The following is a 16,433-nucleotide window of genomic DNA, read 5'->3' as shown; positions in this document are numbered from 1 at the left end:
CTCGTCCGAGATCCCGGTTCGGTCAAGCCACCGATCGACGCCCGACGGCTCGTCCCGCATCCCAGCGGGGCGGGCCGTTTTCGTCGTCGCCATATTCCTAGGCGCCATGCTCGAAAACCCGATTCCCCTCCGCGCCGCGATGCCTTAACGGTTGCGCCCCGCCGGGCGTCCCGCCACGAGCGGACCGGATCAATCGAGGAGCTGCGTATCCCGATGCGACCTGCCTACCGAATTAGCGTGATGGTCGCGGCCCTGACCGCCGTGCTCGGGTCCCAAGGCGCCAGCGCACAATACTACGACGACGGCTACGACCGTCCGCCGCCGCGCCGCTACTACGACGACCGTGGGCCTCCGCCGCGCCGCGCCTATGACGATCCCTACGGGCGTCCGCCGCCGCGCCGGGTCGCGACGGGCCTCAATTGCGATGCCGTGCAGTCCGGTCTCACGGGCTTCAGGCCCTATTCCTGTCCCTTGCCGGGGCCGCGCCCCCTCGGTGTGCGCTGCTTCTGCGACATGCCCATCGCGTCGTTCAGCGCGCCGCAGACCGCCGTCGGCCGGGTGGTCCCGTAACGGACCGGCCTGGCCCCCATCTCCTGCACCCCGTCTACGGACACGAAATCGCCGCCCCCTCGAACGAAGGGGCGGCGATTTCGATTTACGTCGGTTTCTGGTCGGCGCCCGAAAGGATCAGTTCAGAACGACGACCTTGGCACCGACCCGGACACGCTCGTAGAGGTCGGTGACGTCCTCGTTGGTCATCCGGATGCAGCCCGAGGAGACCGCCTGCCCGATGGTGTCCGGCTCGTTGGAGCCATGGATGCGGTACTCGGTGTTGCCGATGTACATGGCCCGTGCGCCGAGGGGGTTCTCGACTCCGCCGGCCATGTAGCGCGGCAGATCGGGACGGCGGGCAATCATGGCGGCCGGCGGAGTCCACGACGGCCATTCCTTCTTGGCCGTCACGGTCTTCGTTCCAGACCACGTGAAGCCCGGGCGACCGACGCCGACGCCGTAGCGGATCGCCTCGCCACCCGGCAGGACGAAGTACAGCCGGCGCTCGGAGGTCGAGACCACGACGGTCCCGGGCTTGTAGTCGCCCCGGAAGGCGACGAGTTCACGCGGGATCGGAGCCACCTGCGCCTGGGGAGCGGCCTGGACACCCTGGCCGACCGTGCCCTGGTAGCCATAGGGGCTCGCGCCGGTCTGCCCGTAAGCGGGGTCGGCGTAGTAGTCTTCGCCGGCATCGCCGCCGAAGGGATCGTAGGGGTTCGCCAGCACCGGGCTGCTGGACAGGACACAGACGCTGAGAATGCCCGCGAGGGCGGAGGCCAAGGTCTTCATCGTTGATGCCTTACCTGAAGCGTAACCTTTGCTATACAAGCGTAAGCGTAGGGTGCCGGTTCCACGAGGCCCTGAAGATTTCGTTTCTCCGCCGATCGCGCGCGATCAGAACACCTCGTCGGTGTGCACGTCGAAGCGGGCGAGGTGCGCGTAGCCGAAGTTGGTGGTGATCGCCACGTCCGTGGCATCCCGGCCCCGGGCCATGACGATGCGGCCGATGCGCGGCGTGTTGTGGCGGGCGTCGAAGGTGTACCAGCCTCCGTCGAGATAGACCTCGAACCAGGCCGAGAAATCCATCGGATCGGGCACGGGCGGAATCCCGATGTCGCCGAGATAGCCGGTGCAGTAGCGTGCCGGGATGTTCATGCAGCGACAGAAGGCGACCGCAAGGTGCGCGAAGTCCCGGCACACGCCCTGGCGCTGCATGAACCCATCCCAGGCCGTGCGGGTGGCGTCCGCACACATGTAGTCGAAGCGGATCCGCTCGTGGACGTAGTCGACGATGGCCTGAACCCGGCCCCAGCCCATGGGCGTGCCGCCGAACAGGGACCAGGCCGTCTCGGACAGCTTGTCCGTGTCGCAGTAGCGGCTGCCGAGGAGGTAGACGAGCACGTCCGACGGGAGGTTCTGGACCTCGATCTGCTGTGCCCAGGGGGCGTACACGTCGGGCTGCCCGGAATCCTGCACGATGAAATCGGCCGAAATGGTCAGCCGCCCCATCGGCGTGACGATGCGCGTGAGGATGTTGTCGAAGACGTCACGGTATTCCTGCGACGGGATCGGCGGATCGAAGGTGATCATATGCGGCGTGAGCAGGTCGGGCATCCGAGAGGGATGGACGCTCAGCGCCAGGATCATGGGGGTCGGCTGAGCCGATTCGAAGGCGATGTCGAACCCAGTCCTGATCTTCATGACGCTTACCCAATCTCTCGAATTTGAAATGTCGTGTCCCGCGGGAAGATCCGGGCAATGCAGTAATTGGACCGTCAACGCGCGATCATAGGGTCCGGAACCCGTGCATCGCCAGCACCCGGTTCGACTTCATCCACGGCGACGCTCACGGTCATGCCGAGGTCGTCCGCGGGAAACCCGAAGAAGGAGCCGTGCAGGGGCACGGCCTGGCGCGGATCGCGGGCAACGGCGACGCGGATCAGGTCGCGGTTGCCGACGATCCCGTTGGTCGGATCGAACTCGATCCAGCCGGCACCCGGCAGGTAGACCTGCACCCAGGCATGGGTGGAGCCGCCGCCGACATGGCGTTCACGGTCGCCGCGCGGGTTGTAGAGGTAGCCGGAGACGAACCGTGCAGCCATGCCGAGCGCCCGCACGGCCTCGATCATCAGAACGGCGAAGTCGCGACAGCTCCCGCGCTTCAAGCGCAGGGTGGTGACCGGGTCCTGGACGCCCTTCTCCGAGCGAGCGAGGTAGGCGAAGTTGCGCCGAACGCTGCGGGTCATTTCGGCGAGGAGATCCTGGGTCGCGATCCGGCCGTTGGGCGGGACGAAGCCGCGGGCCCAGGCGTCGACCTCGTTGCGCGGATCGGGATGCTGCCGCTCCATCGAGCGGCTGAGGTCGGGGATGTCATCGGCGCCGTAGCCGAACGGGTAGAAGGCCGCGTGCGGGGCGAGCGGGAAGATCGGCGCGAGTTCGGGCGTGTGATCGAGGGTGATGGTGCAGTCGAAGGTCAGGGTAGAGGCCCGCCCCTGGAAGGACGCCACGGCGACGCAATTGCCGAATACGTCGTGCAGCCAGCGCAACGACACCGGCTCGGGCGTGATCTTCAGGGCGGCGGAGAGGAGCCGCTGATCGTAACTGTCGCGCGGCCGGAACATGATACGGTGCTCGCCGAACGCCACCGGCTGACGATAGCGATACGTGGTGATGTGGCGGACGGACAGAATCGGCACGAATCGGCTCCACCGCCCCGGGCGGCGCGGTCTCGTCCTCGATTAATGCAAGAGGTGCGCCCAAGCGAGATGGTGCGATGCAAAAGGCGGGGTTGCCCTCAGGGCAGGATCGGCTGCGGCTCCGCGCAGGCCCGCTCCGCCTCGCCAAGAAGGTCCATCGGACGCCACGGTTTCGGGATGAACACAGCCTGAGGGGCGAGGCTGCCCGGTCGCTGCGTGCGCTGGCCCGAGGTGACGACGAGCCGGGTCATCGGCCACAGCAGGGCGATCGCGGACGCGAGCTGAACCCCATCCATGACGCCCGACAGATGCACGTCGGCAAACACCAGGGACACGTCGCCGCCACGCGTGCGCATGATCTCGATGGCCGCCTCGGCGCTGTCGCACCCCACGACACCGAGTTCGGTCTCTTCGAGCAAGGCCTCCGCCAGGGCCCGGGTGGTCGCGTCATCCTCGACCACGAGGGCGAGTTTGCCCGATTTGGAGGTGGGCTTGCCGGCGATGGGGCTGGCGACGGCGGGTGCGGGCTCGGGTTGGCGAACCTGGCGCACGAGGGCGGCCAAGTGCTCGGGCACCCCTTCGGCGATGAGATCGTCGTAGAACGAGGCCAGGGCCTGACCGATTCGGTCGAGGGACAGGCTCGGGCTCAGGGTGTCGGCGGGACCGAACACACCTCCCTCTGGCACGCGACGGTGCGGCGTGCCGTTCGTATCGGCCTCGAAATCGGCCAAGCGGAGCCTCCAGCGTTACGGTCTCGTGGTGGGCCGAGTGTCGGACACACCTACATTAAAGCCGGGAGGGCACGCTGGGTTGCCGAAAATCCATCGTGCGTTCGCGATGCAGGCGCGGATCAGTCCGCGGAGGCGTCCGCATAGGCCATGACGCCGGCCACGGAGCGGACATCGCGATAGCGGGCGCCGCGCGCGCTCATCATCGCCTCGAACTTCTCGTGAACCTGGGCCACGGACAGGCTCGTCGCCTTGCGGCGTCCGCGCTGAGCCGCGAAGAAGATCGTCTTGTTGGCGCGCGCGGGCCCCGGCAGCATCTGGGCGGCGGCGGCCTTGGGCTTGTCGGCAACGGTGGCGAGGAACTCCTCGGCGTCGTCCGGTCCGAGGAAGTGAGCGAGATAGACCTCCCCCAGCGACAGGTCGCGGCCGATGCGCAGGGCGATGCGGGCGGCGTCGCGCTTGAGCATCTCACCGGCCATGAGGGCGGAGAGGTAGGGGTCGCGGCGCAGTTCGAGGATGCGGGTGCGCTCGGCCGGATCGGCGACGGCGGGGCGGCCGTTGTCGCCCGTCGTCACGAGGGCGGCGTCCTGCGTCAGCCCGTGCTTGGGTCCGAAATCACGCACCACGCCGAGCCAGGTCCGCTCGATGAACTGGAACAGGCCGGTGGCCGAGGAGGTCTGGGCCTGCACCTCGGTCTTGAAGCTCGATTCCTTATCGGCCACCGCCATGAGCAGCACCGGGTCGGTCTGCACGGCCTGGGCCGCGCGGACGATCTTCTGCACGAGGTGGCGGCGGATCTTCATCGGGCCGAACTCGAGGACGTCGTTGGGATCGCCCACCGCGCTTTCGGTGATGAGGAAGTCGTACGAGACCCGGTCGACGGCGTTGGAGCCGAGTTCGGTATCAAGGTCGTGGATCGGCGCGAAGGCGGCCGACGCGGAGAGGACGCTCGCAGGAGTCCCGAGAATGGCGGGCGGGGCGATCTGAACGCGCGGGCGGGGCATCGCCACGGTGGTCATGGCCTGAGCCGACTGAACCACGCCACCGAGGCCGGACCCGGCCGGACCGACCCCGTTGAGGAGGGCCACGCTGAGCCCACCGACGAGAAGCGTCACCAGGAGGACGGAGCGCGTCAGCGCCGCCCGGCTGCCGTGTTCGCGGCCGACGCGGCCGCCGAGGGTCAGGGCGTCGGAAGTGGGGGACGAAACGATCGCGGCGGAACGACCGCGGAGGGGACCCTTGACGGGACCGTTGGCGAGGGCAGTCCGTGACGATCCGACCGTGCGACCCTGCATGTGCTCTCTTCGTCCCCGCGGCTGGTAACTACGGGGAGAGATTAACTTGACAGATGTGGCGACAACACGGCTCCGCTCGTGGCGAAGCCGTGGCGGCCGAGTTTTCCTCAGCCGATGCGCGCCTTGAGGGCGGCCACGACGGCATCGCCCATCCCGGCGGTGCCGAGCGCCTGTGCGCCCTCGGCGGCGATGTCCCGGGTGCGGGCGCCACTGGCGAGGGCGTCCGTGATCGCGCCGTCGAGGAGATCCGCCGCCTCGCCGAGGCCGAACGAGTAGCGCAGTGCCATGGCCAGCGACCCGATCATCGCGAGGGGGTTGGCGATGTCGCGCCCGGCGATGTCCGGTGCCGAGCCGTGCACGGGCTCGTAGAGGGCTTTTCGCGAACCCTTGTCATCGACGGCGCCCAGCGACGCCGATGGCAGCATGCCCAGGGACCCGGTGAGCATGGCGGCCACGTCGGAGAGCACGTCGCCGAACAGGTTGTCGGTCACGAGCACGTCGTACTGCTTCGGGCGGCGCACGAGCTGCATGGCGCAATTGTCGGCGAGCACGTGCTCCAGGGCCACGTCCGTGTACTCGGCATGGACCCGGGTGACGACCTCCTTCCACAGGACGCCGGACTTCATCACGTTGTGCTTCTCGGCCGAAGCGACCCGGCCCGAACGCTTGCGCGCCAGATCGAAGGCGACGTGGGCGATGCGCTCGATCTCGCCCGTGGTGTAGACCTGGGTGTCGACGGCGCGCTTCGACCCGTCGGGCAGGGTGGTGATCTCCTTCGGCTCCCCGAAGTACACGCCTCCGGTGAGCTCGCGTACGATCATGATGTCGAGGCCCTCGACGAGCTCGCGCTTGAGGGCGGAGGCGTCGGCGAGCGCCGGGTAGCAGATCGCCGGACGCAGATTCGCGAACAAGCCCAGATCCTTGCGCAGGCGGAGAAGGCCCGATTCGGGGCGGATCTCGTAGGCGACGTCGGCCCATTTCGGTCCGCCGACGGCGCCGAGCAGCACCGCATCGGCCGCATCCGCCCGGGCGAGGGCCGCGTCCGTGAGCGCCACGCCATGGGCGTCGATGGCGCTGCCGCCGACGAGGTCGTGCTCGGTCTCGAACGCCGCGATGCCGGCCTGCCCCAGGAAGCCGATCACCGTCTCGACCTGTGCCATCACCTCGGGGCCGATGCCGTCGCCGGGCAGGAGGAGGAGCTTGTAGGTGGTCATGGGATCAACTCGCCTGGGTTCATCGTCCCGTCGGACGCTGTACGATGGGCTGCGGCGGAGCCGCAGCATTTGGGGTTGCGGGTGTTCAGACCTTCCGCGCCACGGTGAACCGCGCCGCGTCCCGCAGAATCTGGGCCCTGTCGCCCCAGGCCGAGACCGCATCCTCGCAGACGCCCACGAGACGGTCGCACTCCGCGCGTGCGCCGTCGAGGCCGAGGCGGTCGACGAGGGTGGCCTTGCCGGCGTCCTTGTCCTTGCCCGTCGCCTTGCCCATGGCTTCCGCCGAGGCTTCGCGGTCGAGGATGTCGTCGGCGATCTGGAAAGCCTGACCCAGGGCGTGGCCGTAGCGCAGGAGCGCGCGACGCTGGTCCGGCGTCGCACCGCCCACGATGGCGCCGGCCTCCACCGAGAAGGCCAGGATCGCGCCGGTCTTCATGGCCTGGAGCTGCAAGGTATCGTCGACGGTGAGCGAGACGGCTCCGAAGCGCCCTTCCGCCCCGAGATCGAGGAGCTGGCCGCCCACCATGCCGCCGAGGCCCGAGGCCTTGGCGAGGCCGAGTACGAGATCGGCCCGGATGGCAGGATCGGGCTGCCAAGCCGAATCGGCCAGGACTTCGAAGGCCAGAGTTTGAAGCGCGTCGCCGACCAGGATCGCGGTGGCCTCGTCGTAGGCCTTGTGCACGGTCGGCTTGCCGCGCCGCAGGTCGTCGTCGTCCATGGCCGGCATGTCGTCGTGGACGAGGGAGTAGCAATGCACGAGTTCGATGGCCGAGCCGGCGGCGAGCGCCCCGGCCTCGGGGCCGCCGAGCATGCGGGCGGTCTCGACGGCGAGGAACGGGCGCAGGCGCTTGCCGCCGCCGAGCACGGCGTGGCGCATGGCCTCCATCAGGCGCACGGGGCGGGTGATCTCGCCGGCTTGCGTCTCGGCGGTCAGGCGGTCGGCGAGCCAGGCCTCGACGGTGTCGGCCACCGTGGCGAGCCTGTGGGAAAACGCGTCGACCGGGGCATCCGCCTTGACCGAAGCGTGAGATCCTTGCGTTGACGTCATGGTCGGGCGGGCCTTCGGAAGTGTGAGCGTGGCGCGAGCGGAGGAGGTTCGAATTCAGGACGAGGCCGAGAGTGCCGAGCGGCCCCTGCGTCGCAGGCCGCCCCAGGCAGCCGCACGCCCGGCCCGTGGCCGCGGCCTGCGCAGGCTCGTCGGCCTCGTGCTGCTGGTGCCCGCCCTCGCGGTGGGTTTCCTGCTCGTCATGGCGCTCGTCTATAGCGCGGTGACCCCGCCCTCAACCCTGATGCTCGGGCGATGGGCGACCCTCAAGGCCGTCGACCGGCAGGCCGTGGCCCTGTCGGCGATCTCGCCCCACCTCGTCCAGGCGGTGATCGCCTCGGAGGACCAGCGGTTCTGCCTGCATGGCGGCGTCGATTGGAACGCCCTTCGGGACGTGGTCGACGACGAGGAAGGCCCGAGCCGCGGCGCCTCGACGATCTCGATGCAGACCGTGAAGAACGTGTTCCTGTGGCCGGGGCGGTCGGTCCTGCGCAAGGGCCTCGAGATTCCTTTGGCCCTGGCGACGGATGCCCTGTGGGGCAAGCGCCGGATGCTCGAGGTCTACCTCAACGTCGCCGAGTGGGGCGAGGGGGTATTCGGAGCCGAAGCCGCGGCGCAGCGCTGGTTCGGCAAACCCGCGCGCGACCTGACGCGCGCGGAGGCGGCCCTGCTCGCGGCGGTGCTGCCCAATCCGATCCTGCGCAACCCGGCCCTGCCGTCGCGCGGCGTTCGCGCGGCGGCCGCTCGCATCCAGGCGCGCATGAACGGGGTGGGCGGGCTGATGGGCTGCCTCAAACGATAGCCCCACCTCGACACCCGGGGCGCGGAGGCGGCGGGAAACGCCGTCGCGGTTCGTGACCCGCGTTTGAGGATTTCTCGATGCGGCCGACGTGATATCGCGATCCGCCCGGTGATTCGGCGCCGGCCTCGATTCCGGACGATCGCACGCCATGCTCCGCATGCTCCCACGCCCATCCCTCCGCGTTGCGGCCGTCCTCCTGTCGGCGAACCTGTTCACATCGGTCTCGGTCTCGCCCGCCCGGGCGAACGACAGCGCGGCGGAACTCGACGCCGGCGGTCTCGTCCTGGTGAAGGACCGAGACATCGGTCTCGTTCGCGAGGATCTGCGCATCGGCCTCGAACGAATCACCGTGCGCTACGTCTTCCGCAATCGCTCGGCGAGCCCCCGCACCGTGCGGGTGGCCTTCCCGCTGCCCCCCATCGATGGCGCCGAACTTTCTTTTTCGGCCCAGGATCTGCCCGACGAATCGAGCGCCAACTTCGTCGGCTTCACGGTGGCGGTGGACGGCATACCCCTGACCCCGCAACTCGAGGAGCGCGCCTTCCTCGGGGACCGCGAGGTCGGCGATCTCCTGCGCAAGCACGCCATTCCCCTCAACCCCATGCGGCGCGACGACCTCGCCAAGGCGCTGGCCAACCTGTCGCGGCCCGCACGGGCCGAACTCGTCGCCGCCAAGCTGATTCCGGAGGCAGCCGAGATGGGCGAGGGCCTCTGGCGCAGCGAAGCGAAATTCCATTGGGACCAGACGTTTCCGCCCGGGCGCGACCTCGTCGTCGAGCACGTCTACCGGCCGGTCAACGGCAGTCTGCTGATCGGCGAGAGCGACCTCAAGGACCAGGCTTTCCGCGCCCGCTACTGCCTCGACGATGCGGGGGCGGCGGGGCTGCGCCGGATCATCGCCGCCGCGGGGGCGAAGCCGGTCGATGCGGGCGGAGGCCCGAACGCCGTCGTCCGCGCCGTGGTGGTTCCCTACATCGTCACCACGGCACGCAACTGGGCCGGCACCATCGGGACCTTCGCGCTCACCGTCGACAAGGGGCATCCCAAGACCCTGGTGAGCCTATGCCGAAACGGCCTCGTCAAGACCGGCCCCACGACCTTCGCCTTCACCGCCACCGACTTCGTACCCGATGCCGATCTGAGGGTGCTCTACGTCTCGCCGGATGCGAAGGCGCTCGGCATCCGTTAGAGGAGGCCGGAACGCTTCCAGAGAGACACGCGATGACCGAGCCGACCTTCGAACTCACCCTGGAGCGCATCGCGCTGATCCGCCGGATGGTGGTGGCCTGGAACCGGGAGGGGAGCGGCGCCCCGATCGTCCATCCGGACGCGCCCTACGGCAGCACGGATCGGGACGGCGACATCTTCAACGTCACCGGCGACGACGACGGCGCGGACGAGGAGCACCGGACCCTCGGCGACGGGCTGGCGGTGTTCTGCGCGAACGCGGTCCTCAAACCGGGGCGCTACGCCTATCACAACACCCTGGCCAAGCTCGATTCGGCCGATGTCGGCGACGTGTTCCGCGACGAGACCACCGGCGAGACGCCGGAGCACGTCACCTTCGACATCACAGCCGAGCATATCGCCCTGGTGCAGGCCCTGAACGTGGTGTGGGACACGGCCCGCGACGTGCCGGCCATCGACGTGGCCCGGCCCTACGGCACCGCCTCGGAGCCACCGACCCTGCACCACGAGATGCAGCCGGCCCTGCAGATCTTTTTGCGGTACGCCGATCTCGGACCGGGGATGTTCCGGCGGGGCGCGACCGGCTGGGTCTCGGCCTGACGATCGTTCCGAAAAGCCCTCCCCCGGGACGGGGGAGGGTGCGGAGGATCAGGCGCCGAGCTTCTTCTTGCGCTGGGCGAGGGTGCGCAGGCGCAGGGCATTGAGCTTGATGAAGCCCGCCGCGTCGCGGTGATCGTAGGCCACGGCCCCTTCCTCGAAGGTGACGAGGTCCTGATCGTAGAGGGAGTTCGGGCTGGTGCGGCCGATCACGTGGATGCCGCCCTTGTAGAGCTTCAGCCGGACCTCGCCGGTGACCATCTCCTGGCTCTTGTCGATGAGGGCCTGGAGCATTTCCCGCTCCGGTGAGAACCAGAAGCCGTTGTAGATCAGCTCCGCATATTGCGGCATGATCTGGTCCTTGAGGTGCGCCGCACCCCGGTCGAGGGTGATCGACTCGATGGCGCGGTGGGCCGGCAGCAGGATGGTGCCGCCCGGCGTCTCGTACATGCCGCGGCTCTTCATGCCGACGAAGCGGTTCTCCACGAGATCGAGGCGGCCGATGCCGTTGTCGTGGCCGAGCTGGTTGAGCTTGGCGAGCAGCGAGGCTGGCGATAGCGCCTCGCCGTCGATGGAGACGGCGTCGCCCTTCTCGAAGCCGATGGTGACGATGGTGGGGGTATCGGGCGCCTCTTCCGGCGACAGCGTGCGGGAATAGACGTAGTCCGGCACCTCGTCGGCGGGATCCTCGAGCACCTTGCCCTCGGAGGAGGCGTGCAGGAGGTTGGCGTCCACCGAGAACGGGCTCTCGCCGCGCTTGTCCTTCGAGATCGGAATCTGGTGCTGTTCGGCGAACGCGATGAGCTGCTCGCGGCTCTTCAGGTCCCACTCACGCCACGGGGCGATGACGGTCACGTCGGGCTTGAGCGCGTAGTAGCCGAGCTCGAACCGCACCTGATCGTTGCCCTTGCCGGTGGCGCCGTGACAGACGGCATCCGCGCCGAGGCGCTCGGCGATCTCGATCTGCTTCTTCGCGATCAGCGGCCGGGCGATGGAGGTGCCGAGGAGATAGACCCCCTCGTAGACCGCGTTGGCGCGAAACATCGGGAAGACGTAGTCCCGCACGAACTCCTCGCGCAGATCCTCGATGAAGATGTTCTCGGGCTTGATGCCGAGGAGCTCGGCCTTCTTGCGCGCCGGCTCCAGTTCCTCGCCCTGGCCGAGATCGGCCGTGAAGGTGATGACCTCGCAGCCATAGGTGGTCTGCAGCCACTTCAGGATGATCGAGGTGTCGAGACCGCCCGAATAGGCTAGCACGACCTTGTTGACGGGCTTCGGGTTCGCGTCTGGCATCGGACTCGCTTCGGGTTCGGACATCGGGCGTATGGCGCGGCTTATCAGCGGAGCGATGGACGGTGCAACCGCCGTGCCGCCGACGCGTTCGTCAGCGTGACAGTGGCCCAGGCGACCTTGCCCCCGTCGCTCCCAGGGGCCAATCTGGCCGCTTCCAGAGAATCCGGAGATTCGACGTATGCCGCGCCGGCCGACCCTCGAATTCTGGTACGAGTTCGCATCCACCTATTCCTATCTCTCGGCCATGCGGATCGACGCCCTCGCGGACGCGGCCGGTGTCGAGGTGCGCTGGCGGCCCTTCCTCGTCGGGCCGATCTTCGCCGCCCAGGGCTGGAACTCATCACCGTTCAACCTCTACCCGGCCAAGGGTCGCAACATGTGGCGCGACGTGGAGCGCGAGGCCGCCCGGATCGGCCTGCCGCCGGTGACGCGTCCCGATCCGTTCCCGCAGAACAGCCTCAGCGCCACGCGGGCCGCCACCTACGGCATGGACCACGACTGGCTCGTGCCGTTCTCGAAGGCGGTCTACGAGGCCGAATTCGCGCGCGGACAGTCCATCGCCGAACCACCCGCCGTGGTCGCCCTGCTCAACGGCCTCGGCCTCGACGGGACGATCATCCTCAAGCAGGCGGCGTCGGAAACGAACAAGGGGCGCCTGCGCGTCAACGGCGAGGAGGCGCGCTCACGCGGGATCTTCGGCGCACCGACCTTCCTCACCGGCGACGGCGAATTGTTCTGGGGCAACGACCGCCTCGAGCAGGCGCTCGCCTGGGCGGCGGGCGACCGGCCCGGGGCCATGCGGGAGTAGGCGTTTCGCCCCGAGCCGATCGGGATTAGAACCGGGCCCGACCTCTCCTCGATCCCGGGCCGCCCCATGCGCTTCGACCGTCGGCATTTTCTCGCCTCCACCGCCGCCATCGGCCTCGCGGGCGCCGGCCGGGCGTTCGCCCAGGGCTACGGCCAGACCTACAAGGTCGACAGCGACGAGGGCCGCCCCGTCGCCAACATGCGCCTGCCCGGCGAGATCGTCGGCGAGATTCCGGGCCTGAAGGGGGTGACCTATATCGGGCCCGCCGAGGCCGAGACGACCCTGTACGAGTTCTTCGACTACAATTGCCCGTACTGCCGAAAGGCCGCCTCCGACATGGTTTCGCTGGCGGAGAGCGATCCCACCTTGCGCATCGGCCTCGTCAACAATCCGATCCTCGCGCCCCAATCGGCCCAGGCCGCCAAGGTGGTGCTGGCCGTGCAACGCCGGCTCGGCTCGGCCGCCGCATGGAGCCTGTACCGAACCCTTCTCGCCGGACGCGGCACCATCGACGGTACCGGCGCCCTCAGGGCCGCGGCCAAGCTCGGCGTGCCGTCCGCCGAGCTGGAGACCATCGGCGACAGCGAGGAAGTCCGCCTCGCCCTGAAGGCCCAGATGCGGATGGCGGCCGATCTCGGACTTGCCGCCACACCGTCCTACGTGCTCGGCAACACGGGCCTCCTCGGGCATCCCGGCGCAAAGTCCCTGGCCCGGATGATCGCGGCCACGCGGCGTTGCGACCGGATCGCCTGCTGACGCCCGCCTCACCTTCGCCACCGTTCGGCGCGACCGCATGTTCGAGACGCTGCTGCGTCGCACGAGCGGCCGTGCCCCGATCGGGCGCGCAACCCCCTCGACGGGCTGTCCCGTGTCGGCGTGGCCGATCGTCTTGCGCCCCTAGAACCCGCATGCTAGGCCCTCGCCGCGCCGGAAGGGCGGGTTTTTCCATGACCCGCGCAGACCGGCACGTTCCCAATCCTGACGGTTTCGCAAACCTGCGCCGGACACGGCACGCGGTGGCCGAAACCCTAGGGCCGGATTGAAGAGAGAGCGGCGCGTGGCGCAGAACGGTTCCGAGGCGGCTTCCCCGGTTGCAGGCGTGGCGGCGCGCTATGCGTCGGCCCTGTTCGAGCTGGCGCGCGACGAGCGCAATGTCGATGGCGTGGCGGAGAGCCTGGAGCGCTTCGGCGGCCTGCTCAACGAGAGCGCGGATCTGCGCCGTCTCGTGCGCAGCCCGGTTTTCTCCGGAGCCGAGCAGGAGGCCGCCATCGGCGCCGTGCTCGACAAGGCGGGCATCACCGGTCTCGGTGCGAGCTTCATCCGCCTCGCCGCCGCCAACCGCCGCCTGTTCGCCCTGCCCGACATGATCCGCGCGTTCCGTGTGCTGGTCCGTGAATCCAAGGGCATCGTCCGCGCCGAGGTCACCGTCGCCGAGCGCCCCTCCGACGCCGTCGTCGAGGAGATCAAGGCCAGCTTGCGCGATGTCGCCCGCGCCGAGATCGACCTCGACCTCAGGATCGACCCCAGCCTGATCGGCGGCCTCGTGGTCAAAATCGGCAGCCGCATGGTGGACGCCTCCCTGCGGACCAAGCTCAACGGTATTCGCCTCGCGATGCGGGAAGCCCGGTAAGAACCCGTCAGGGTTCCCCCGCTCCCGTTCTCCACCCATTCAATCAATCAACGACAAGAGGCCCGACGATGGATATCCGCGCCGCCGAGATCTCCGCGATCCTGAAGGATCAGATCAAGAATTTCGGCCAGGAAGCCGAAGTTTCCGAGGTGGGTCAGGTCCTGTCCGTGGGTGACGGCATCGCCCGCGCCTACGGCCTCGACAGCGTCCAGGCCGGCGAGATGGTCGAGTTCGAGTCGGGCGTGCGCGGCATGGCCCTCAACCTCGAGCAGGACAACGTTGGCATCGTGATCTTCGGGTCCGATCGCGACATCAAGGAAGGCCAGACCGTCAAGCGCACGGGCGCCATCGTGGACGTGCCCGTCGGCAAGGCGCTGCTCGGCCGCGTCGTCGACGCGCTGGGCAACCCCATCGACGGCAAGGGCCCCATCGCCACCACCGAGCGTCGCCGCGTCGACGTGAAGGCCCCGGGCATCATCCCGCGGAAATCCGTGCACGAGCCGATGGCCACCGGCCTCAAGGCCATCGACGCGCTGATCCCCGTCGGCCGCGGCCAGCGCGAGCTGATCATCGGCGATCGCCAGACCGGCAAGACCGCCATCGCCCTCGACACCATCCTGAACCAGAAGCCGGCCCACGCGGGCACCGACGAGAACGCCAAGCTCTACTGCGTCTACGTCGCCATCGGCCAGAAGCGCTCCACCGTCGCTCAGTTCGTGAAGTCCCTCGAGGACAACGGCGCGCTCGAATACTCCATCGTCATCGCCGCAACTGCGTCGGACGCGGCACCGATGCAGTTCATCGCGCCCTTCGCCGGCTGCGCCATGGGCGAGTACTTTCGCGACAACGGCATGCACGCCGTGATCGTGTACGACGATCTCTCCAAGCAGGCCGTGGCCTACCGTCAGATGTCCCTTCTGCTGCGCCGCCCGCCGGGCCGCGAGGCCTATCCCGGCGACGTGTTCTACCTGCACTCGCGGCTTCTCGAGCGCGCCGCCAAGATGGGCGACGCCGCCGGCAACGGTTCGCTGACCGCGCTGCCGGTCATCGAGACCCAGGCCAACGACGTCTCGGCCTACATCCCCACCAACGTCATCTCGATCACCGACGGCCAGATCTTCCTCGAGACCGACCTGTTCTACCAGGGCATCCGCCCGGCGGTGAACGTCGGCCTCTCGGTCTCGCGCGTTGGCTCCTCGGCCCAGACGAAGGCGATGAAGAAGGTCGCCGGCAAGATCAAGGGCGAGCTCGCGCAGTACCGCGAGATGGCCGCCTTCGCGCAGTTCGGCTCGGATCTGGACGCCTCGACCCAGAAGCTCCTGAATCGCGGCTCGCGCCTCACCGAGCTCCTGAAGCAGCCGCAGTTCTCGCCGCTGAAGATGGAAGAGCAGGTCGCTGTGATCTATGCCGGCGTCAACGGCTACCTCGACGCCCTGCCGGTCTCGAAGGTCCGTCCGTTCGAGGACGCCTTGCTCTCGACCCTGCGCACCAAGCACGCCGATCTGCTCGCCAAGATCCGCGACTCGAAGGATCTGTCCGACGACAGCGCCAAGACGCTGAAGGGCGTCGTCGAGGCCGTGGCCAAGTCGTTAGCCTGAAGGACCCTCGGCCGATCCGCAGATGATCGGCCGAACGTCAGTGTAAGCGAGGTATCCGGAAGGCCGGATACCTCGCCTTGAGCCGCAGCGGATGGATCTGGAAGTCACCCCATGGCGAGTTTGAAGGATCTGCGTAACCGCATCGCTTCGGTGAAGGGGACGCAGAAGATCACCAAGGCCATGCAGATGGTCGCCGCCGCCAAGCTGCGGCGCGCCCAAATGGCCGCCGAGAGCGCGCGTCCCTACGCAGAGAAGATGTCCCAGGTGCTCGGCAACTTGGCCGCCAACCTCGTCGGCGGCGTCCAGGGTCCGAAGCTGCTCTCGGGCACCGGCTCGGAGAAGACCCACCTCCTCATCGTCTGCACGGCCGATCGAGGCCTGTGCGGCGGCTTCAACTCGTCGATCGTGCGTCTGGCCCGCGAGCACATCCGCCGGCTCACCGCCGAGGGCAAGACGGTGAAGATCGTCACCGTCGGCAAGAAGGGCTACGACCTCCTGCGCCGCCAGTACCGCGACCAGATCATCGAGAACCGCGATCTGCGCGGCAACAAGCCGGTGGATTACGAATTCGCTGCCGAAATCGCCGACAGCGTCATCGCCCGTTTCGAGGCCGGCGAGTTCGATGTCGCGACGCTGTTCTACTCGCGCTTCCGCTCGGTGATCGCCCAGGTTCCGACCGCCCAGAAGCTGATCCCGGCGGAACTACCTGAGACCGGTGCCACGGCCCCGGACGCCGCCCTGCAGTTCGAGCCGAGCGAGGAGGCCATCCTCGATACCCTGCTGCCGCGCAACCTCACGGTGCAGGTGTTCCGGGCGCTCCTCGAGAACGCCGCCTCCGAGCAGGGAGCCCGCACGGGTGCCATGGATTCGGCCACGCGCAACGCCGGCGAGATGATCAAGAAGCAGACGCAGATCTACAACCGTACGCGTCAGGCCATGATCACCAAGGAACTCATCGAAATCATCTCGGGCGCCGAGGCCCTCTAG

17 protein-coding genes are annotated in these 16,433 nt (G+C 68.4%); 9 read left to right on the top strand and 8 right to left on the bottom strand.

Annotated features, from left to right (window positions below; genetic code table 11):
• The first annotated feature begins 240 nt into the window (after window positions 1–240).
• On the top strand, window positions 241–570 hold the full coding sequence (locus ASF22_RS05135; RefSeq protein WP_244474205.1) for a hypothetical protein: 330 nt from the start codon (window positions 241–243) through the stop codon (window positions 568–570).
• Window positions 571–687: 117 nt separating this feature from the next.
• Here ASF22_RS05135 and ASF22_RS05130 read toward each other — a convergent pair whose 3' ends face one another.
• From ASF22_RS05130 to ASF22_RS05100, 7 genes are all read right to left on the bottom strand, one after another.
• Window positions 688–1,341, bottom strand: a complete 654-nt coding sequence (locus ASF22_RS05130; protein WP_056262098.1) for a L,D-transpeptidase — start codon at window positions 1,339–1,341, stop codon at window positions 688–690.
• A 105-nt stretch (window positions 1,342–1,446) separates the two neighbouring features.
• Complete coding sequence (locus tag ASF22_RS05125) at window positions 1,447–2,253, bottom strand: transglutaminase family protein (protein ID WP_056173613.1); 807 nt, start codon at window positions 2,251–2,253, stop codon at window positions 1,447–1,449.
• 74 nt (window positions 2,254–2,327) lie between these two features.
• Entirely contained in the window at window positions 2,328–3,248 is a 921-nt protein-coding gene (locus ASF22_RS05120) for a transglutaminase family protein (RefSeq protein WP_056262094.1), read from the bottom strand.
• 98 nt (window positions 3,249–3,346) lie between these two features.
• Window positions 3,347–3,886, bottom strand: coding sequence for a response regulator (locus ASF22_RS05115; RefSeq protein ID WP_056174139.1), 540 nt, complete (start codon window positions 3,884–3,886; stop codon window positions 3,347–3,349).
• 212 nt (window positions 3,887–4,098) lie between these two features.
• Window positions 4,099–5,271, bottom strand: a complete 1,173-nt coding sequence (locus ASF22_RS05110; RefSeq protein ID WP_056173621.1) for a transglycosylase SLT domain-containing protein — start codon at window positions 5,269–5,271, stop codon at window positions 4,099–4,101.
• Window positions 5,272–5,378: 107 nt separating this feature from the next.
• Window positions 5,379–6,485, bottom strand: a complete 1,107-nt coding sequence (leuB, locus tag ASF22_RS05105; protein WP_056173624.1) for a 3-isopropylmalate dehydrogenase — start codon at window positions 6,483–6,485, stop codon at window positions 5,379–5,381.
• Window positions 6,486–6,570: 85 nt separating this feature from the next.
• The gene (locus ASF22_RS05100) at window positions 6,571–7,533 is read right to left on the bottom strand and encodes a polyprenyl synthetase family protein (RefSeq protein ID WP_056173627.1); all 963 of its coding nucleotides are present in this window, start codon (window positions 7,531–7,533) and stop codon (window positions 6,571–6,573) included.
• Window positions 7,534–7,618: 85 nt separating this feature from the next.
• Between ASF22_RS05100 and mtgA the strand changes: the two genes are divergently transcribed.
• From mtgA to ASF22_RS05085, 3 genes are all read left to right on the top strand, one after another.
• A complete protein-coding gene (gene mtgA, locus ASF22_RS05095) occupies window positions 7,619–8,332 on the top strand; it encodes a monofunctional biosynthetic peptidoglycan transglycosylase (protein ID WP_244474204.1) in 714 nt (237 codons plus the stop codon).
• 148 nt (window positions 8,333–8,480) lie between these two features.
• Window positions 8,481–9,521, top strand: a complete 1,041-nt coding sequence (locus ASF22_RS05090) for a DUF4424 family protein (RefSeq protein ID WP_244474201.1) — start codon at window positions 8,481–8,483, stop codon at window positions 9,519–9,521.
• Window positions 9,522–9,553: 32 nt separating this feature from the next.
• Window positions 9,554–10,120 carry a hypothetical protein gene (locus ASF22_RS05085; RefSeq protein ID WP_056262088.1) on the top strand — a complete coding sequence of 189 codons (567 nt, stop codon included), beginning with the start codon at window positions 9,554–9,556 and terminating at the stop codon, window positions 10,118–10,120.
• A 48-nt stretch (window positions 10,121–10,168) separates the two neighbouring features.
• On the opposite strand, the gene ASF22_RS05080 is transcribed toward ASF22_RS05085, so the two are convergent.
• Complete coding sequence (locus ASF22_RS05080; protein ID WP_056174143.1) at window positions 10,169–11,410, bottom strand: argininosuccinate synthase; 1,242 nt, start codon at window positions 11,408–11,410, stop codon at window positions 10,169–10,171.
• A 178-nt stretch (window positions 11,411–11,588) separates the two neighbouring features.
• On the opposite strand from ASF22_RS05080, the gene ASF22_RS05075 reads away from it, so the two are divergent.
• From ASF22_RS05075 to ASF22_RS05055, 5 genes are all read left to right on the top strand, one after another.
• Window positions 11,589–12,218, top strand: coding sequence for a 2-hydroxychromene-2-carboxylate isomerase (locus ASF22_RS05075; RefSeq protein ID WP_056262085.1), 630 nt, complete (start codon window positions 11,589–11,591; stop codon window positions 12,216–12,218).
• A 66-nt stretch (window positions 12,219–12,284) separates the two neighbouring features.
• On the top strand, window positions 12,285–12,974 hold the full coding sequence (locus ASF22_RS05070; RefSeq protein WP_056262084.1) for a DsbA family protein: 690 nt from the start codon (window positions 12,285–12,287) through the stop codon (window positions 12,972–12,974).
• A 301-nt stretch (window positions 12,975–13,275) separates the two neighbouring features.
• Window positions 13,276–13,848 carry a F0F1 ATP synthase subunit delta gene (locus tag ASF22_RS05065; RefSeq protein ID WP_056262080.1) on the top strand — a complete coding sequence of 191 codons (573 nt, stop codon included), beginning with the start codon at window positions 13,276–13,278 and terminating at the stop codon, window positions 13,846–13,848.
• Window positions 13,849–13,916: 68 nt separating this feature from the next.
• Window positions 13,917–15,446: a F0F1 ATP synthase subunit alpha gene (gene atpA / locus ASF22_RS05060; RefSeq protein ID WP_056173645.1), complete on the top strand. Its 1,530-nt coding sequence runs from the start codon at window positions 13,917–13,919 to the stop codon at window positions 15,444–15,446.
• Between the two features lie 111 nt (window positions 15,447–15,557).
• On the top strand, window positions 15,558–16,433 hold the full coding sequence (locus ASF22_RS05055; protein WP_056173650.1) for a F0F1 ATP synthase subunit gamma: 876 nt from the start codon (window positions 15,558–15,560) through the stop codon (window positions 16,431–16,433).

The organism is Methylobacterium sp. Leaf87, from assembly GCF_001422775.1.
Taxonomy (GTDB): Bacteria; Pseudomonadota; Alphaproteobacteria; order Rhizobiales; family Beijerinckiaceae; genus Methylobacterium.
Note: the sequence above shows the minus strand (reverse complement) of the source record. Positions and strands in the feature narration are given on the sequence as shown.

Coding starts and splice junctions, on each gene's coding strand:
- ASF22_RS05135 (WP_244474205.1), top strand. CDS start 241: ATGGTCGCGGCCCTGACCGCCGTGCTCGGGTCCCAAGGCGCCAGCGCA.
- ASF22_RS05130 (WP_056262098.1), bottom strand. CDS start 1,341: ATGAAGACCTTGGCCTCCGCCCTCGCGGGCATTCTCAGCGTCTGTGTC.
- ASF22_RS05125 (WP_056173613.1), bottom strand. CDS start 2,253: ATGAAGATCAGGACTGGGTTCGACATCGCCTTCGAATCGGCTCAGCCG.
- ASF22_RS05110 (WP_056173621.1), bottom strand. CDS start 5,271: ATGCAGGGTCGCACGGTCGGATCGTCACGGACTGCCCTCGCCAACGGT.
- leuB (WP_056173624.1), bottom strand. CDS start 6,485: ATGACCACCTACAAGCTCCTCCTCCTGCCCGGCGACGGCATCGGCCCC.
- ASF22_RS05100 (WP_056173627.1), bottom strand. CDS start 7,533: ATGACGTCAACGCAAGGATCTCACGCTTCGGTCAAGGCGGATGCCCCG.
- ASF22_RS05090 (WP_244474201.1), top strand. CDS start 8,481: ATGCTCCGCATGCTCCCACGCCCATCCCTCCGCGTTGCGGCCGTCCTC.
- ASF22_RS05085 (WP_056262088.1), top strand. CDS start 9,554: ATGACCGAGCCGACCTTCGAACTCACCCTGGAGCGCATCGCGCTGATC.
- ASF22_RS05080 (WP_056174143.1), bottom strand. CDS start 11,410: ATGCCAGACGCGAACCCGAAGCCCGTCAACAAGGTCGTGCTAGCCTAT.
- ASF22_RS05075 (WP_056262085.1), top strand. CDS start 11,589: ATGCCGCGCCGGCCGACCCTCGAATTCTGGTACGAGTTCGCATCCACC.
- ASF22_RS05070 (WP_056262084.1), top strand. CDS start 12,285: ATGCGCTTCGACCGTCGGCATTTTCTCGCCTCCACCGCCGCCATCGGC.
- atpA (WP_056173645.1), top strand. CDS start 13,917: ATGGATATCCGCGCCGCCGAGATCTCCGCGATCCTGAAGGATCAGATC.
- ASF22_RS05055 (WP_056173650.1), top strand. CDS start 15,558: ATGGCGAGTTTGAAGGATCTGCGTAACCGCATCGCTTCGGTGAAGGGG.